This is a genomic window from Tardiphaga sp. 841_E9_N1_2 (assembly GCF_051811065.1).
Taxonomy (GTDB): domain Bacteria; phylum Pseudomonadota; class Alphaproteobacteria; order Rhizobiales; family Xanthobacteraceae; genus Tardiphaga; species Tardiphaga robiniae.
Genome location: NZ_JBPWQC010000001.1, coordinates 914,374 through 932,385 on the forward strand (window position 1 = coordinate 914,374; position 18,012 = coordinate 932,385).

Here is an 18,012-nt window from a genome sequence, read left to right on the forward strand (position 1 = left end):
GTCAAGATGTTGTATCGGGTCACGGAAACGCTATTGTCCCCGGCCGAAATCGGGTTAATGCCATAACTTCGCCGTCTGCTGCCAAATGCGGCAGACTTCGTCCGCGGCCACGAGCGTCACAGGCCGCAAGAGACAGGTTTCCGGAACGTCCATGCCGAAAAAGGTTCGCATCGCGCTAGACGCCATGGGTGGCGACATCGGCGCATCGGTGGTCATTCCCGGCGCCGCGATTTCGTTGACCCGGCATCCCGACAGCGAGTTCCTGCTGTTCGGTGACAGCGCGCTGATCGAGAAAGAACTCGCCAATCATCCGGCACTGAAGGCCGTATCGAAGGTGATCCATACCGACGTTGCCGTCAGCATGCATGACAAGCCAAGCCAGGCGCTGCGCCGTGGCCGCAAGGTCTCGTCGATGTGGCTGGCGATCGAGGCGGTGAAGAAGGGCGAGGCCGATGTCGCGATCTCCGCCGGCAATACCGGCGCGCTGATGGCGATGGCGCGCTTTTGCCTGCGCATGCTCGACGGTATCGAGCGTCCCGGCTTGGCCGCGATCTGGCCGACCACGCGCGGCGATTCCGTCGTGCTCGATCTCGGCGCCACCATCGGCGGCGACGCCAACCACCTGAAGACTCTCGCTGTCATGGGCAGCGCCATGGCCAGTGCGCTGTTCGATCTGGCCCGGCCGACGGTCGGTCTGCTCAATATCGGCGTCGAGGAAATCAAGGGCGGCGACGAAATCCGCGATGCCGCCGAATTGCTGCGCACCGCCAATCTGCCGCAGCTCGAATTCATCGGTTTCGTCGAGGGCGACGGCATCGGCCGAGGTGATGCCGATGTGATCGTCACCGAAGGATTCAGCGGCAATATTGCGCTCAAGGCGGCCGAAGGCACGGCGCGCCAGTTCGCCGAATATCTGCGCAATGCCATGGCCCGCACCTGGCGCTCGCGCATCGGCTACCTGTTCGCCAAGAACGCCTTCAAGGCGGTGCGCGACAAGGTCGATCCCAACAAGTCCAACGGCGCGGTGTTTCTCGGCCTGCGCGGCATCGTGGTGAAGAGCCACGGTGGCACCAATGCCGACGGTTTCGCCTATGCGGTGGATGTCGGTTACGACATGGTCCGCTACGACCTTCTCACCAAGATCAATCAAATGCTCAACCGCGACGGCCAAGCGCTCCCTGCGAGCCCGGCTGCGCAGGAGGCTGTCTCGTGACTGCGATACGTTCGGTCGTGCTCGGCTGCGGCTCTTACCTGCCGGAGCGGATCCTGACCAATGCCGAACTGGCATCCAAGGTCGACACGTCGGACGAGTGGATCGTCCAGCGCACCGGTATCAAGCAGCGCCACATCGCTGCCGACGGCGAGTTCACCTCGCATCTGGCGATCAAGGCCGCGCAGGCGGCGCTGGCCAATGCCGGCGTCGACGCGCAGTCGATCGACCTGATCGTGCTGGCGACCTCGACCCCGGACAATACGTTCCCGGCGACGGCCGTTGCGGTGCAGAACGCGCTGGGCATCACCCATGGCGCAGCGTTCGATCTGCAGGCGGTGTGTTCCGGCTTCATCTTTGGGCTGACCACTGCCGACAGCCTGCTGCGCACCGGCGCCGGCAAGCGCGCGCTGGTGATCGGCGCGGAAACCTTCTCGCGGATTCTCGACTGGACCGATCGCGGAACCTGCGTGCTGTTCGGCGATGGCGCCGGTGCGGTGGTGCTGGAAGCACAGACCCAGCCCGGCGAAGCCAGCGATCGCGGCGTGCTGACAACGCATCTGCGCTCGGACGGCCGGCACAAGGAAAAGCTGTTCGTCGATGGCGGTCCGTCCTCGACGCAGACGGTAGGTTACCTGCGCATGGAAGGCCGCGAGGTCTTCAAACATGCGGTGGGCATGATCACCGACGTGATCGTCGACGCGTTCAAAGCCACCGGCGCCAGCGCCGAGACCATCGACTGGTTCGTGCCGCATCAGGCCAACAAGCGCATTATCGATGCGTCGGCGCATAAACTGCATATTGCACCGCAAAAGGTGGTGCTGACCGTGGACCTTCACGGCAACACATCGGCGGCGTCGATTCCGCTCGCATTGTCGGTGGCGGTCAATGACGGCCGCATCAAGAAGGGCGACCTTGTGCTGCTCGAAGCGATGGGCGGCGGCTTCACCTGGGGCTCTGCACTCATTCGCTGGTGATGATGCAGATCGACAACATCTCAAATTGTCATGATTTTCCATGCCTTTGCATCGATGGTGACTGTTGACCGGAGCGCGTTAACCTCCTAATTTCTGACGCGAATTTGGTTCGCCGAGAGTAGTTGGGGCAGGCGATGACGGGCACGGGAAAAACAGTCACACGCGTTGATCTGTGCGAAGCGGTCTACCAAAAGGTAGGTCTCTCGCGCACGGAGTCGTCCGCGTTTGTTGAACTGGTTTTGAAAGAAATTACGGATTGTCTGGAGAAGGGCGAGACAGTGAAGCTGTCGTCGTTCGGCTCCTTCATGGTGCGCAAAAAAGGCGAGCGCATCGGCCGCAATCCGAAGACGGGCACAGAAGTACCGATCTCGCCGCGGCGAGTGATGGTATTCAAGCCGTCGGCGATCCTGAAACAGCGGATCAATGGCGACAGTACCGCAGTTGGTAACGGTAAAGATCACGACGAGTAGCTAGAGAACCACGCTTAAATAAAGACTTGGCGAACCACAGGGATCCTGCACTTGGACAAAGCGCCGGATGCGTTTCGAACCATAAGCGAGGTCGCTGACGATCTCGATATACCGCAGCATGTTCTGCGGTTCTGGGAAACGCGGTTCACTCAAATCAAACCGATGAAGCGATCGGGCGGCCGGCGATACTATCGTCCGGACGATGTCGATCTGCTGCGCGGCATCCGCCGGTTGCTCTACGGCGAAGGTTATACCATCCGCGGCGTGCAACGAATCCTGAAAGAGAACGGCATCAAGTCGGTGCAGGGGCTGGTCGACGGCCACGCGGCGCCGAGCTTCGCGCCGACCTCTGCCGCCATTGCGCCGCGCGTCCAGGCGAAGCGTCCCGTGATCGAAGAAGATCACGAGGAAGAAGAGGCCGAGGACGAGGCTGAACGCGACGAGGAGATCGAGGAAGAAGCCGAAGACGAAGCTGACGCCGAAGGCGCCGAGGACGAGGAAGAAGAAGAGGGCGACGAAGACGACGGCGAAGATGGCGAGGACGACGAGGCTGAGGAAGAAGACGAGGAGGAAGCTGCTGCCGCTCCCGTCGCCGCCCGCCGCGAACCTCCGATGACATCGACGTCGCCGCGCGTGGATCCACAGCTGCAGCGGCCGCCGTCGCGGGCAAACCCCGTATTGGCAAATCCTGTTGCGGCGCGGCCCGAACCGGCAATGTCGGCTCCGACGCAGAGCGCAAGACCGGCTGCGGTCCCGAGCCCGAGGCCAAACCCGCAGCGCCGGCTGGAGCGCGAACGGCTCGAAGCCGTGCTTGAGGAGCTGCTGGCGGCGCGCCGGGCGCTCGATACGGCGATGAAGGACGGCTAGCCACCGCCCCACAACCAATCCGTTTCAATCCGCTCAGCCTTCTTGCGCCTCGGACGGATCGAAGCTACACGATGCCCCATCGGAGCGTAGCGCAGCCCGGTTAGCGCACTAGTCTGGGAGACTAGGGGTCGGAGGTTCGAATCCTCTCGCTCCGACCAATATATTCAACGACTTAGCCGGAAGTCGACGATCTCAAAAATTCTCAGGGTAACGGATCGGGTAAACTGGAACGTTGCCCGCAGCTATAAGTTAGTGACAAACGAACAACGCTGCGTTATAAAACTCCTGTTTCAGCGGGTCGAAGATCCTTCGATCTGGGATTTAAAAGCTTCAAGGGTTGCCGCCCTTGGGGCTTTTTCCATTTTTAAAGGCGCAGCCACCCGGACGGCAGGTGCTGGTCGCCCCGCTATTATTTAGCCTTCTTCAAGTTTAGATCGATACAGATCTGAACGAGCATCAGACAGATAATAACTGTTTCAGCGAGAGTCATAGACCCTCCTTTCTGCCTGCCGGGATGAGATTTCGATTCGGGTTGCCGCCCTAGCCGATCCCGTCGTACGGCCGATTATATGCGCGCCGCCGCGCAGGTCCTCGTCTCCTTCACCGTCTGACGTGCAAGCCCGTTGAACAGAGCACAACCGCAACGCTTAAATCAATCTCAATTAGACTAGTTGAGTTGGGTGCCACCACGAGGTGTACTCTGACGGAGAAGATTCGCAGAGGGCTGCCTTATGGCTACAGAACCGCTTTCGAAGGCCGCGCCAAAAGCCTTCATTTCCTACAGTTGGACCAGTCCCAAGCATGAGCAATGGGTAATTGAACTCGCTAATGAGCTAGTCGAAAATGGCGTAGATGTAATCCTAGATAAGTGGAATCTTCGGGAAGGTCACGACGCGATCCAGTTCATGGAGTCGATGGTAACTGATACTAGCGTGACCAAGGTCATCATTGTTTCCGACAAGAATTACGCTGAAAAAGCCGACAATCGTAAAGGAGGCGTGGGCACAGAGTCCCAGATCATGTCTCCTGAAATCTATAGGAAGGCCGACCAGACAAAATTCGTCGCGATTGTCTCAGAGCTTGATGATGAGGGTGAGCCGTACTTACCGAAGTTTCTCGTGTCTCGAATTTACATCGATATGACGGAATCTCGGTATGCGACCAATTTTGATCAGCTACTGCGGTGGCTGCACGGTAAGCCTGCCTATGTGAAGCCACCGCTCGGAAAAATTCCCGAATTTCTGAGCGACAGCCGCGCCCCATCAACGACCAAAACCCGTTCGAAAGCTCGTCGAGCAATAGACGCCATTGAGACGTCCCCGGCGACTGCTACAGCAGTTGTCGAAAACTATCTTGGCTCATTAATTGATGCTCTGGAAGAATTCAGGATCCCTCACGAAACACCAAACTTTCCGCAGGCTGTTGTAGACAATATTGAAGCCTTCCTCCCGCTCAGAAATGAATTCATTGAGTTCATGACCGCATCAGCGGCTACGCCAAATGCAGAATTGCCGATGATTCTGCAGAGGTTCTTTGAGCGTGCTATCCCGTTCATGGATCGACCCGAGTCGTTGTCCGTATACCGACAATGGGACTGGGACAATTTTGTTTTCATCGTTCACGAGCTTTTTCTGTATTCTGTAGCGATCCTTTTGCGATATGAGCGATTTTCGCTTTTGCAAGAATTTTTGTCACTGCACTTCTATATTCCGGACGAAAATCGAACGGAGGTCATGAAGCCTTTTACGGTTCTCCATCGACACACTTCGTCGTTGCACCAGAAGGGCCAAGAACAAAGGCGCATTTCGCTGCGAGCCGACTTGCTCGAGCAACGCAGTCATTCAAGTGGGATAAAATTTGCTCAGGTGATGCAGGCCGATTTTATGCTCTTCCTGCGCTCTGCATCCTTCACATCGGAAAGAGGTTGGTATCCAGAGAGCCTTCTCTACGCAACGTTTCGCTTCCGAGGGCCGTTCGAAGTCTTTGCCCGCAGTGAATCCAAAGCGTACTTTGCAAAATTCTCGCGCGCTCTTGGTTGGTCGAGTAAAGCGGGGCTGGAAGAGCTTGTTAGTACTTACTCGACCAATGGGCTCGGCGGTCGATACTTGCCTCGCTGGGATTTCGAGACGTTGGACATCTCGGCTTTGGCAAATCTTTCGAAACTCGAAACGCGCCCGTGAGCAGCTTAGATTCGCAACTCCTGAATCCACGTCGTGTGGATCGGCTCGCTTAACTCGGTCAATGCCCACACAATTGCGTCCACTCGATCCGGCGAATAGCCGGCACGGTTGCGGTCGAAGTCACTCGTAAAGCCGCACATACAATTCAGCGTCGTAGTCTCATCGGAGCGCTAAAACGATAAGCGTGTATAGCGTGAAGTCCTGGGTTGAACTGCTCTTTCACTTGCGGTTCCATAACCGCAATGAGGAGCGGCTATGGGTGGCGCGAGGCGGTCGATGGAGTTCGTAATTTGGACGGCCGCCCTGCTTGGTCCCGTCTTACTCGGGGTCGGTGGCGTATTCGCGACGTGGAACAGGACGACCGGGCTTTGGGTCGGTTTTGCGGGCTGCATTGTTGTACTTGTCGCGATTGCGCTCTACTTACAAAACGACATCAACAAAGATGCCGCTCAGCCAAAAGTGAATCTGCAGCCACCGCCTGAGAGGTTTGTGCTAAAATGGGAGAAGCTGAAATACGCCCCGTATACCCGCCTCGAGGACAGACCGCCGGACTTCGGATTGGGTCTCTTTCCTACGTTAAAGATATCTAATACCAGTCAAACGAATGCTCTCGATGCGTCCGTCCGTTGGCAGATAGCTCCATTCAACGTAGAAGATCTCCTCCAAAAATCTCCGCGCTTCGCTGCAATAAATATGCAGTTCAAGGACAATAAAGCATTCTTCCACGGTGCTGGGCTAATTCCGATTCATATCGGCTACGGCACAACTACTTTCACGGTTCCGGTCAACTATATTACAAAACAAGCGGACGCTTTCATCCCTCAACCTGTTTGGGATTACGCCTCGATTTTTATTCTCGCTACACTACCCGAAGATTACGGCGCGTCGACGTCACCATTTAGTTTTGACGTTACAGTCACATGGAATATCCCGAGTGGATCGACGGCTCGTAGTTTCAAGGTTACAATGGTAGCAACGAACGCAAAATTACCGGGTTCTTCTGAGCCTGACCTGCTGGCTCAGCTCAATTTCGTCATCGAGGATTTGGACAAGGCTAAGTAGGGCCGTACTCGCTGCGGCCATGTTCGCCTGCCGGGTACTCCGATCCAGCCGTTAATGTTCAGGGTCGTTCCCTGATCGGAAGCCTATGTGCGTTGAGACACAATCAGACGAATAGCTTGCCGACCGCGGTCGAAAGCACTATCGGCGCAAATCGGTCGTCAATCCTTTGCGGACAAATCCGGTAAACACTTAATTGTAGTTGTCCGCTATTCCTCAGCGAACGGCACCTTGTGTGATTTACTGCGAACATACTAAACGCAGGAGTTACACATGTCGGCAACTGACGACGTTACCCTGATTCCGACAGCACGACTCCGCACGCGTTTCGGCGGCGTCAGCCACATGTGGATTGAGCGTCGCCTTAAGGACGACCCAACTTTCCCGAAGCCGGTTTATATCACGAATAGGCGTTTCTGGCGAGTTGCCGATCTGGTCGTCTGGGAGCATGCGCGCGTTGGTGCGGCGCTGCGATTTGCTGAGGAGGAGGCCGCGTAATCGGCGGCACCCGACACAAACTATTCCACAACCCGGCGAGGATCGCAGCGGCACAGCGGAGACGCTCGCCTGCACAGGAGAAGTCATGACCAATAAAGTGTCTTCAATTCCACCCCGTAGCGACAGCGGCCCGCTGCATCGGTACGGAGGCATCATCGATGCAGGGGCGGAACTGCCAGTCAGCTTTGCCGCCGACGACTACGAACTTGTAGGGAACGCGTTGGTTCGCGAACTCCCCATGATGGATGCGGGAAGCACGGTCAGCTTTTTGATCAAAGGCACACCCACCTTTATTCACTCCAAGAAGCTAATCTGTCCGGGTGCCGTAAACTATGTCGCCACTGCGGGCGACAGGATCATTGCTCGGCACGAGCGCGACAAAATCTGGCGCATCTACGTCCAGTCTGCGGTGTTAAGCGATAGCGTGAAAGCGATCCGCCGCACGCTCTTTTCGTACACCGGAGGATCTCTAACTTATACGCCGGATCCCAACCTGTTGTACGCAAGCATCGAGTGCCAAGCGCCCGGCGGTGGCGGCGCGGGCGCTGTTCACACCTCGGCCACAGGCATTGCTGTCGGAGGGGGCGGCGGAAGCGGCGGCAAGTCAATCAAGATCGCGACCGCTGCTGACATCGGTGCCAGCAAATCCGTTTCCATTGCCGCGCCGGGGAACGGCGGCGCCGCGGGTGCCAACAACGGCACCGATGGCGGTGACGTGTCTGTGGGGTCGCTGTGCATCGCGAAGGGCGGACATGGCGGCACGTATTCGCAGGTAGGTGTGACAGCCGGTGCTGCCGGCGCAGGTGGGGTGTCGGGCACCGGCGATTTGACCCAAGCCGGCTCACCCGGTCAGCCGGGCGGCATTGCCTCGATTACATCTGTGTCTCTTGTCGGCGGCGCCGGCGGCGGAACAGGGGGCGGTGCTGCGAAGACGTCCGACAGCAACGGCGAAGCAGCCGCGGGCTACGGTGGTGGCGGCTCCGCTGGCGCGTCGGTTGTGACGAGCAATAGCCGATCCGGTGGCGCGGGCGCCAATGGTTACGTGCTGATCATTGAATATTGCCGCGCATGAGTTCCAGTTCTATTTCGGAGGATCAATGAATGTCCGCTCCATGGATCGCCTATGCACAAACGAAGATGGCTGCGAACTCGGTCAAATTAAATCCGATCACTCACAGCAACGACCTCCTGGGCGAGGTAACTCTTCCATATGTGGTGCCCGCGGGGAAAGTTCTGCATCTGCAGCGTCTCGGCATTGAACCTCTCTGGGGCGCTGCGATGATCCCCTTCATCGGAGAAAGCGCAAGCCAGCATGAAGTGACGCCATCGGACCTATGCCTGAAGACGTATTCCGCGGGCGGCACGAAGGCCACTTCGACAACAATCGAACATCTCATCGCATCCCATAACTGGGAGTGCGACTACTATATTCCAGCGGGAAAGATGCTCGGCTTGCGGCTTTCGACGGGGCCAAATCCTGGCCCCGATGACAGCTGGATATACGGCTGGTGCATGTCAGGAAGGGTCCTAGACGCTTAGTGCCATCGGTGACGACCCTAGCGGCACATCACGCCCCTGCGACAGCTAACCAATTCAGTCGCCCCGGATGTACGGGCGCGGCAGATAAGCGAGCGATTTGTATAGTCCCAACTACAATTCGCTCGCTCCACTTTCACCAATGAAGGATCATCAAATGGCAGACCTCGACATCACATTGAACGGCAAGCCGGCCACGTTGAAGTGGAAGCTCCCAGTGAGCAAGAACATTGCGAAGGAATTCGGTGGATTTCTCCCGGCGCATCGAGCGATCACGGAATTCGACCTCGACGCTTTCGTAAAGGTCGTGGCGATCGGCACTGAGCGCGTCATGCCCGACGCAGCGGAAGAGATCGAGGCGGACGTGTTCGCCACTGGCATGGAAACGCTTCAGCCCGATCTTCTCCGCTTTCTGAATCGCCTCGTGTCAGGCGGCAAGGATCCAGAGCTAGCAGCTGCCGCAGCATAAGTAGCGCACCGATGACCGATTTTACTATCTCACTGAGTAACGTCGGCGACCTACCGCTTCGCTTCACGCTGGACGCCTTCAAGACGCTCCCGAGTGAGTTTGGCGGCGTTGTTGGGATATTCGAGCGGGTCAACGCGTGCGACATCGCTGTCTATAGCCGGCTGATCTGCGTCGCGTCGGGGCAGGGCATTTCTGAAAGCACGGTCTTCGGAACTGACCTTCTAGCCTTGCGACCGCGCGTCGTCGAATACCTGGAGTTACTGTTCGGCGGCGCCGAAAAACGCAGTGCCGCAGGGTACGCATAAGGAAGCATCGCATTGGGTGACATCGCTGTTCTGGGTTTAGCGTTAGATTCTCGACCCGTCGTCCAGGGCACGAAGGCACTTGACGACTTTGCGCGATCGTCGAAGCCGGCAGCAGCGGGTGCAGCGGCGTTGGAAAAGGCAGTGAGCGACGCCGGCAAAGCCAGCGGAACGCTTGGCACGAAGTTAAAGCCGGCGAACGACGCACTCACCAATGTCGCCAAGTCCGGCGCTCTCGCCCGCCACGAACTGATCAACCTGTCACGTCAGATTCAGGACGTCGGCGTGTCACTGGTCAGCGGACAGTCACCGTTCATGGTGCTGGCACAGCAAGGCGCGCAAGTCGCCGACATCTTCGGATCGTCAAAGACGGGAACGGTGGGCGGTGCACTGAAGCAGGTCGGCTCCGGTATCGCCAATTTCTTGACACCCGTTCGTGCGCTATCTCTCGGCGTTGCGGCCGCAGGTGCCGCCGGCTACGCATTCTATTCGAGCTGGCACACCGCCACGCTGCAATTGGACGACACGGCCCGATCGATCGGCGTGACCACCGGTCAGCTTTCCAAGCTGCAGGCTGCGAGTTCGTTCAAGGGCATCTCCGCCGACGATTTTACCAAGGGCATTACCAGCTTCGCGCAAAGCGTTTATGACGCCAAGAACAACATGGGCGGGCTGGCGGAGGTGTTCCAGGCGAACAACGTCCGCGCTGGTGACTTCACCACCTCACTCGGACGCGCTGCGGATCTGATCAAGAACGCGCGCAACGATCAACAGCGTCTCGTTCTGTTGCAGCAGATGGGTCTGCCCGCAACGATGCAGTGGGTGCGCCTGCTGTCCGGCGGTGCGGATGGTCTCAAGAAGGCGCAGGACGCAGCGGCGGAGTTCGCCGCGAACGACAACCTGGTCGCCAGCGCGCGCCGCTTTGACGAAGCGTGGAACCGGGGCTGGACAAATTTCGGTCTGAATGCCCGTTCCGCTTTTCAGAAGGCGATGGAGACCGGTGGCGGCTTCCTCGACCGCATGGAGCGGTTGGCGCAGCAGGCCGGCAACTCCTCAATTTGGGACCGCTTCCTGCCGTCCAATCATGCCGATGTCGCTAAAGGTATGGGCATTGAAACGTTGTCGCCGTTTCAGCAGCGGTTCGCCGGTGACAGCAAGAACCCGGCAGCGGGTAGTTCGGCACTGGCGGACGGTCTGCGTGGTGCCGCCGACCGGATCAACAACAAGACGACCGTTGACCCGAACGCGCTCGCTCGGGATATAGCTTTACAGCAGCAGCGTCTCGGACTTCTGGGACAGGTTGCGACCGTCAACGAACAGGTGCGCGCGACGGAGCTGCAGATTGCCGCTGCTCGCATGCAGCCCGGCAACAAGATCACCGACGCCGACGTTGCGCGCATCCGCAAGTATGCCGAAGCGAGCACGTTGGGCACCTTGGCAATACGCTCGCAAGCCGATGCATATCGTGTGGAAGCGTCCACGATCGGCATGAGCGTCGGCGCGGCAACGGAATACTACGCGCTGCAGACGCGGATCAACGACGAACGCCGCAAAGGCAACGAACTGTCCCCGCTGCAGATTGCGGCATTGAAGTCCGAGGCGTCGGCGCTAGGGCAGGCGGCTGAGAGAACGGAGACACTGCGCTTCGGCTATGAAGGGCTCGTTCGCGGTCCGCTCCAGACGTTTCGGTCATCTATTATGGATGGCGCATCTGGTTTCGACGCGCTCAAGAAGGCCGGTGTCAGCGCTCTCGACGCGGTGTCTTCCAGGCTGATGGACATGGCTTCGCAAAAGCTGTGGCAGTCGGCGTTTGGTGGCTCGTCATTCAGCCTCGGTAGCCTATTCGGCGGCGGCGGATCGACCAGCGAATTACCCAATTTCGGGACATCATCGTTCATTGGTCCCACGCTCAACCACACCGGCTACGGCCCCGGCGACAGCCCTGGTCCAACGCGGATAGTGCCGTCGATTATGTTCGACCGGGCACCTCGCTTCCACACCGGTATCGGCTCTGGCGAGCGCGCGGCCATCATCCGCAATGACGAGTCAGTGCTGACCCCTGGTCAGATGGGCCAGTTGGCGCCGGTCGACCAGGCGAGCGGAGTTCGAGACGTCAACGTCGTGGTTCGGATCGACGAGAACGGGAATTTGCAGGCGTTCGTCGAAAAGGTCGCGCAGCAGGCAACTGCGGCGGGCATTACCGGATATGTCGGCAGCAAAGATTTCGTCAACAACGTCGGCGCCGCCAATCGGAAGGCGATCGGGCGTCGCGTTGGATGACCAGCAACAAGGAAACAGATCATGTCTTTAAAACTCGTTGAAACCACGTTGAACCATGTCGCAGTTGAGTATCGCTCGTTGTACGCGAAGAATCCCGATGGAACGTTTATGTTGGATGTATCGGACCTTGAGAAGCACGTTGATGCACAGTTGAAAACGGATTTGGACATTGCGCATGTGAACGAAAGGAACGTTCGGATTGGCGAAGCGCTTCGTCGGGCCGGCGTTATTGCAGAAGGTGACGATCTTCTTACGTCTCGCATTGAGAAACGCATCGTATTGGACAGCAAAGATGGTGCGAGGATTGTTCGTATACTGTCGGCCGATGGCGTGACGCCAATGGCTGGAACGGGGCCGGGCGGGGTGGCCACCCTCGATGACCTCATTTCTGAACTCACCGCTAAATTCCCCTCGATGTTTGCAAAAGGCGAGACGCCTGCGCCCAATGTCGAGGGGAGCAAGCCTGCCGCGAAATCGGACTTCAAATCGGAGAAGGAGCGAGCTGCGTACGTCTCAAGACATGGGTTGGCAGCATATAACGCGCTCCCAACGGCCGCCCACAAATCGGCGATTGAGCGCAAGTCTGATTTTGGCTCAGAGAAGGACCGTTCGGCGTGGGTCGATAAGCACGGCCTCGCTGCCTACCGGAAGCTGCCTGACTAATGATCGTTCCTCCTCCTCCGGGCGGACCAATTCCACCGCCGCTAGAACCGCCGCTGTTGTTTCAGAAACCGTTGCCAGCGGAGCAGCCGCTGCCCGCGGACGGCAGGGACAAACGCGGCCGCTTTGCTCCCGGCAATCCCGGGAAACAGCCGGGTACACGCCATCGTACGACCATCGCGATTGAAGCTTTGATGGAAGGCCAATGGGACGCGCTAACCAAGACCGCAATCGCGCAAGCTCTGCGCGGGGACGCGGCAGCACTTCGGCTGTGTCTAGATCGTATCGCTCCGGTTCGTCGCGGGTCCGCAGTCGAGATCCCCGAGTTTCCGAAGCTGGAGACAGTGGCTGATGTTCCCAAGGCTCATGCGGCTTTGGTCGCCGCGGTCGCAGCCGGTCTGCTAAGCGCGGACGAGGCGGCGCCCATCAGCGGGCTTCTCACAGCGTACGTGACGGCCGTAGACATCATCGATACAGCCGCGGAGGTCGCCGAGATCAAGCGTAGATTGGAAGAAGCTGGTGCGTCGAAGCGTTAGCCGGGCGGACCTGGAGGTCTTGCGTAATCGCCTTCCAGCGAAGCGGCTTCTCGTCTTGATTGTGCGCACGATTGTCTATCCCCGATCGGACGGCTTGCCGCCAATCATGGAGCCTCGCACAGAAGCCCGAGAGGCTTTGGTTTCTGCCGCTTACGCCGAGATGATGGCCACGGGCCGAAGCCGGCGCATCATCCTGGACAGATCAGATGGCTGGTAGCAGGTGGCGGTCGCAGATTGACGTGATGCGGCGGCAGTTGCCGCGGAGCGCGGGGCGGCGGATTGAAGGCATCCTTATGCGGATCGTCGATCCGGCTGCGCCGGGCATGATCGCCGGCTTGGCCTACGATTGTTGTACAGGATATTCGCATCCATTGGACGGGCATTCGATCGATTTTGATCCGCCGATATGTGCAGGTGAACTGCGGGAGCCATGGTTGACCCTATGGCTCAATTGTCAGAATCCGCGATCCGATGTCGGTCCCCCATGACGCACGCGGGGGGGGAGGGGCTGTCGGGCAAGATGATCGCGAAAACGAGCGACAAGCGCTTGCATGACGCTAGAGAAGAAAAATCGACTGTCGGTCGTCGAGGTGTTACGCTCGGAAAGAGGCGTCTCGTCAATTATCGCTTATCGCTCAATGAAGCAAACTCGCGATCGGAAGGGATGACGTGCATCAGAATTATCTCGATTTCGCAATCATGGCGTCATCATCGATCTCGATGGGGCTTTTGATAGGTCTGACGTATTCAAAGGGCTATCGCGGCCTTTTGCTAACGACTTCATTCGTCCACAGCCTTGTCGCGCTAGTCCCACTTGTCGCATGTTGCGTAGGCGCCGTTCGAGTGCTGTCGATGAATGATTCGGCGCAAAGCGGCCAAGCCGTCGCATTCGCTCTTGTTGGAGTTCTCAGCTTAATTCGCTTTCGCACAGTTTTGCGAGACACGAGAGAGTTCACGTTTGTTTTGGTGTCGATCTCAGCAGGTGTAGGGATTGGTAGCGGGCTCCTTGCCGCGACAATCATCTTGGTCGTCGTCGTGCTATTTATCTTGTTGACGCTTGAGAGGTATAATTTCGGCGCGCCAGGGGCTCCGTCTTTTACGGTGCACATCGTTGGCAATCGGGAAAGCTTCGCCGATTATCATGGTAGACTAGCTGAATTGGCCGTTCGTCTGGATTTCATCGCAGTTGAAGCACAAGCTGACCAGCACGCAGAGTTCACTTTCGAATTCATCTCTGTTTATCCGAGCGACGTGCAGCTCATAACTTCGCGGATACTGGACGTCCAGGGAACAACTTATGTCTATCTTGAACGTTTGCAGCGGTCGCGAAAGGGAGACTAGTCAAATTAGCTTTGCAAGTGCTGCGTCCGCCGTATTATTTATGCTCGCATCATTGTTCATGATTATACGAACTACCTTGAGCGATTGGAGTGCGCGATTATTATCAGAAGTCGTCCAACTTTTCTGCTTCGATAGTGCAGTCATCACGCCAAGCGCAACGCGATAGCTGCTGTTGGGCAGGGCGACAACGAGACTGGTGATGTCGGAAGGTTTGAGCTGGGCAAGAATCAGCGCCAGTTCGTCCCTCGCTGAGCGACGCTGCGCGGTTACCGACGTTTCGAGCCTACTTCTAATGTCAAATACTTGATCCCCGCGAAGTCCGAGCCCTTCAATCTGGAACGTGCCGACGTTCAGTCGGGGCGAGCCTGCTATCACAGGCGGTTTTGCTACTTCGCCATTCGGACCACCCGCAATGCTCTTATCAGCATTTGGCGATAATACCCATGCCGTTCGCAAATTGCAGGTTCCGGATCCTTTCCATGCCTTAAAGGCGGCAGAGACTGCTTTTCCATCCACCGTAACTTTTGGTTGCGCTCTTATAAGCAGTGTCAACCCGTCTGCCCCCATGCATTCAAGACGAGCTTCCGAGGGATAACGATTTTTCGGGATCTCCAAAGATATCTTTGTCTCGGGCACGTCTAGCTCAGAACAGCTTGGCGGGCATTCAGCCGTAAATTTCGTCGTAGACTGGCCTACATCTTGGTTCGGCGTTTGAGTTGGCTCACTTACTTCACTAGCAATTTTGAATATGATGTCACCGTCTCGCATACCCTGGGTTCTTGACCAACCTTGTCTCGGCGTAGTGTTAGCTTCAGCTAAAGCCCTTATCTGAATCACGTTAAAAAGTTCACGACCAGTGACAAAGCCGTCGTTGTTGAAATCTGCTTGTTCACTGCCAAGCTCTCCCCGCAACGCTTTCACAAATGTGGCGTTGAGCGAACTCACGGCCGGGACGGTTTCGCCTGCAGTCCCCGAGGTAACGTAATGACGTACTCGCGATTGCACCGGCTTTTGAAAGACTGCATGCTTTGGGTAGACGATCTTAGTCTCTGGCGCAGAGCGTTGTCCCTCTAAAAGAGCGCCGGAGAAGCAGCTATCTAAAATAGTCAGCACATGCTTAGCCGCCAACGCTTCAGCCCATTCCTCGATTTCAGAGAATCTTACGACCGAAGCAACAAACTTACTATCTTCACTTGCGACAGTCGGTGTATCGAATGGAATGAAGTACCCGACTTTTCGTGTCTCCCTATCTGCAGCCATTGGATCTGTGTTTACGTGATCGTCCCGTGTCTTTCCATGTCCGGCAAAGTAAATGACAATTCTTGCGTCTGCCTCTAGGCCAACATCTGCAACAAACTGGTCCATCGCCAGCCGTATTTGAGAGGCACTCAAATCTTGATATACCTTCACATTGAAATTGTGATCTTTGAGAGCTTGGGCCAAGCTAGCCAATTCCTTCGGGGAGTTGAGTAGCGGTTCAAATGGTGGTTGATATGCGCTTTCGCCAATAAGAATGGCGAAACTCTTGCTATACAATTCCTGTTCAAGCTTGGTCAGTGGGTTGTTTGCCATAAGGGCGAGTGGTGCAGTTGATGCATACTCTTTGACAACCTTCGGAATTGGGTCAGCAGCAGCGGCCTGATTGACCGCGGCGAAGGCGAGTAACGCCGCAATGGCCAACCGGCACAGCATCATTCGTTCGCTCCGTTTGCGAACAAGGGGTTCAACGTCATCACGTCCGGACCGCGCTCAATCTCGATGTTGAACTGATCTTGCGTTAGATTTGGGGTGATATTGAGAAAGCCCTCGCCCCTGACATTCGTTTGTTGTCTCAATCTCTCCATGAGCTGAGTCAGATAACTCTCTCTCTTGACGCTGTCCCAGCGCGTCGGCGACCACATTCTACCAAGAGTCAAAAAACGTTGGTCGTTGCTAAACATGATGCCACAATCAACTGACTTTCCTGGTAGTGATGGGCAAAACCACTCCCCAGACTTTAGAAAAAATCCATACTTCTCTCCGAATCCGTTTGTCGATGATTGGTGAGAAAAATATTTGATGCCCTTTGCCTTCAACGCGGCGGTTGGCGTTCCCTGCTCATCGATATAGTCGAGAAACACGACCGCATGACCGGAGGGTGAAGATCGCCTACCGGCAAGTTTAGGTCGATTGATATTTGCAAAGTCCCCAGGTCGAAGCTGCGCAAAGGAAACGTTCTCGCCAATCCCAAAATTCCGCATCGCGTCACCGGTGCCATAGCTTCCCAGTCTGGAATCCACCCACAAATGCGCTCTGAGGTCCGTTGGCCTTAATCTTCGCCAGCTCTCGACCGGAATATCCGAGAATGGCTTTTTGTTGTTCCCGTTTTCTTTGCTCCAAAAGTCCAAAGCGTGGACCATGACTTCGAGCATACCCGCAACGCACATTGATTCCCGCGGAACCGCGGTGGTTCTTTGTGTACTTGGTATAGTACTGCCATTGTATTCTAAGTCGTGCGTCAAAGCGTTATTGAGCGAGTATCCGCCGTTGGAGTAATTCTCAGCGAGAAATTTAGCGCTCTGTAGTACGTACTTGTTGAAATCCCCATCGTCAGCGCGAGAACTCACCGTGGACAGGGCAAGGAAAATGGCTACGTGGACGATCGATCGCATGTAAATCTCCTGCATAAAACCTGAGGTTATCAAGGCGCAGGAAAACATCAACAGATTGTTGAGCGCAGCTTCCTTTTGCAAGCTTTGATGGCGGCTGTCTGCAGTCCGTTAGGATCGGGTCTCGCTGATGAGCGGGTCAGGCTGCATGATAACGTGAACAAGGACGCATTTGCGCGTGCCCTGACGGCCGCGCACAAGACCCGGCGCTTCGGCAGCCACGTCACGGTCACGAACAAGAGAAACGGCAGATCGGTGAGGGTCCGCATAACGGATCGTTCATCAAGGGGGGCGCTGCATCGACCTGTCTCGAGCAGCCGTCAACGCGATCGGCATGGGCGCCCACGGCACGCGTCACGATCCAATGACACCCCGCTGTGCGCGGCTGCGGCCGGTGCCTCAGTCTGGGCGATGATCAAATGGGCCGATCGCCAGCACGTAAAGTAATTCGGGCTACGGCCCGTAACATGCCAATGGCGGCTGGAAGACGGTTCCGAGCGCGGCCCAACGTCCTGTTGTGACGTGTGTCACAGAACCGGTAGCAGGTTTTCCTTTGCGGTATTCGAGCCGAAATTAGCTATCTGCAAGTAGGCTCCCGGTCGGACGACGTGGCACTAAAAGTGCATAGTTCTCTACGGTGAACTGGGGAGGGGGCGTTGAGCATCCTGAATACTCAATTCGCCGACTGGCTGATGATCTGTTTGCCATCGAAGCCCGTGGGCCGACAGGTAAGGCTAAATTACTGGCGGGATCTTTTGAGCGGCAGACGGCCGCACCCCAGTTTGTCAGTCGGTTGCGCTCCAAACCCGCAGCCGTTGCCCGCGCCGAGATTGCGGAGACGGTCTCTGACTCCGGATACTCCGTCGACTAACTGACCTTCAAACATGGTCTCCCGCTAGAACAGGCGAGCCAACTTATCCGCGAGCTCGGAAACTCGCGGGGAAGGCTGGATGCAGCAGCCTTGGTATTAAAGCTGAAG

General features: G+C 57.0%; 17 protein-coding genes, 1 tRNA gene and 1 pseudogene. 17 read left to right on the forward strand and 2 right to left on the reverse strand.

What is annotated here, in order from left to right:
- Positions 1-151: 151 nt before the first annotated feature.
- The 16 genes from plsX (at position 152) to AB8A50_RS04310 (ending at position 14,385) form a co-directional block, all read left to right on the forward strand.
- Entirely contained in the window at positions 152-1,213 is a 1,062-nt protein-coding gene (gene plsX / locus AB8A50_RS04235; protein ID WP_093759130.1) for a phosphate acyltransferase PlsX, read from the forward strand.
- Positions 1,210-2,187, forward strand: a complete 978-nt coding sequence (locus tag AB8A50_RS04240; RefSeq protein ID WP_068730934.1) for a beta-ketoacyl-ACP synthase III — start codon at positions 1,210-1,212, stop codon at positions 2,185-2,187. The genes plsX and AB8A50_RS04240 overlap by 4 nt, the downstream gene beginning before the upstream one ends.
- Before the next feature lie 134 nt (positions 2,188-2,321).
- Positions 2,322-2,657: an integration host factor subunit alpha gene (locus tag AB8A50_RS04245; protein WP_120290178.1), complete on the forward strand. Its 336-nt coding sequence runs from the start codon at positions 2,322-2,324 to the stop codon at positions 2,655-2,657.
- Positions 2,658-2,708: 51 nt separating this feature from the next.
- Positions 2,709-3,524, forward strand: a complete 816-nt coding sequence (locus AB8A50_RS04250; protein WP_439076978.1) for a MerR family transcriptional regulator — start codon at positions 2,709-2,711, stop codon at positions 3,522-3,524.
- An 80-nt stretch (positions 3,525-3,604) separates the two neighbouring features.
- Positions 3,605-3,682, forward strand: a tRNA-Pro gene (locus AB8A50_RS04255).
- A gap of 573 nt (positions 3,683-4,255) precedes the next feature.
- The gene (locus AB8A50_RS04260) at positions 4,256-5,704 is read left to right on the forward strand and encodes an SEFIR domain-containing protein (RefSeq protein WP_439076979.1); all 1,449 of its coding nucleotides are present in this window, start codon (positions 4,256-4,258) and stop codon (positions 5,702-5,704) included.
- 276 nt (positions 5,705-5,980) lie between these two features.
- Positions 5,981-6,766 carry a hypothetical protein gene (locus AB8A50_RS04265; protein ID WP_439076980.1) on the forward strand — a complete coding sequence of 262 codons (786 nt, stop codon included), beginning with the start codon at positions 5,981-5,983 and terminating at the stop codon, positions 6,764-6,766.
- A gap of 270 nt (positions 6,767-7,036) precedes the next feature.
- The gene (locus AB8A50_RS04270) at positions 7,037-7,261 is read left to right on the forward strand and encodes a helix-turn-helix transcriptional regulator (protein ID WP_439076981.1); all 225 of its coding nucleotides are present in this window, start codon (positions 7,037-7,039) and stop codon (positions 7,259-7,261) included.
- Between the two features lie 85 nt (positions 7,262-7,346).
- On the forward strand, positions 7,347-8,333 hold the full coding sequence (locus AB8A50_RS04275; RefSeq protein ID WP_439076982.1) for a hypothetical protein: 987 nt from the start codon (positions 7,347-7,349) through the stop codon (positions 8,331-8,333).
- Between the two features lie 29 nt (positions 8,334-8,362).
- Positions 8,363-8,800 carry a hypothetical protein gene (locus AB8A50_RS04280; protein WP_439076983.1) on the forward strand — a complete coding sequence of 146 codons (438 nt, stop codon included), beginning with the start codon at positions 8,363-8,365 and terminating at the stop codon, positions 8,798-8,800.
- 154 nt (positions 8,801-8,954) lie between these two features.
- Complete coding sequence (locus tag AB8A50_RS04285) at positions 8,955-9,266, forward strand: hypothetical protein (protein ID WP_439076984.1); 312 nt, start codon at positions 8,955-8,957, stop codon at positions 9,264-9,266.
- A gap of 11 nt (positions 9,267-9,277) precedes the next feature.
- The gene (locus AB8A50_RS04290; protein WP_439076985.1) at positions 9,278-9,571 is read left to right on the forward strand and encodes a hypothetical protein; all 294 of its coding nucleotides are present in this window, start codon (positions 9,278-9,280) and stop codon (positions 9,569-9,571) included.
- A gap of 12 nt (positions 9,572-9,583) precedes the next feature.
- Complete coding sequence (locus AB8A50_RS04295; RefSeq protein WP_439076986.1) at positions 9,584-11,848, forward strand: phage tail length tape measure family protein; 2,265 nt, start codon at positions 9,584-9,586, stop codon at positions 11,846-11,848.
- Between the two features lie 21 nt (positions 11,849-11,869).
- The gene (locus tag AB8A50_RS04300; protein ID WP_439076987.1) at positions 11,870-12,511 is read left to right on the forward strand and encodes a hypothetical protein; all 642 of its coding nucleotides are present in this window, start codon (positions 11,870-11,872) and stop codon (positions 12,509-12,511) included.
- 56 nt (positions 12,512-12,567) lie between these two features.
- A complete protein-coding gene (locus tag AB8A50_RS04305) occupies positions 12,568-13,044 on the forward strand; it encodes a hypothetical protein (protein ID WP_439076988.1) in 477 nt (158 codons plus the stop codon).
- 669 nt (positions 13,045-13,713) lie between these two features.
- A complete protein-coding gene (locus AB8A50_RS04310) occupies positions 13,714-14,385 on the forward strand; it encodes a DUF4956 domain-containing protein (protein ID WP_439076989.1) in 672 nt (223 codons plus the stop codon).
- On the opposite strand, the gene AB8A50_RS04315 is transcribed toward AB8A50_RS04310, so the two are convergent.
- Entirely contained in the window at positions 14,386-16,080 is a 1,695-nt protein-coding gene (locus AB8A50_RS04315) for a caspase family protein (protein WP_439076990.1), read from the reverse strand.
- Positions 16,077-17,036 carry a hypothetical protein gene (locus AB8A50_RS04320; protein WP_439076991.1) on the reverse strand — a complete coding sequence of 320 codons (960 nt, stop codon included), beginning with the start codon at positions 17,034-17,036 and terminating at the stop codon, positions 16,077-16,079. The genes AB8A50_RS04315 and AB8A50_RS04320 overlap by 4 nt, the downstream gene beginning before the upstream one ends.
- Before the next feature lie 171 nt (positions 17,037-17,207).
- On the opposite strand from AB8A50_RS04320, the pseudogene AB8A50_RS04325 reads away from it, so the two are divergent.
- Positions 17,208-17,448, forward strand: a pseudogene (locus AB8A50_RS04325) (RlpA-like double-psi beta-barrel domain-containing protein); the annotation flags it as partial.
- Positions 17,449-18,012: the final 564 nt, after the last annotated feature.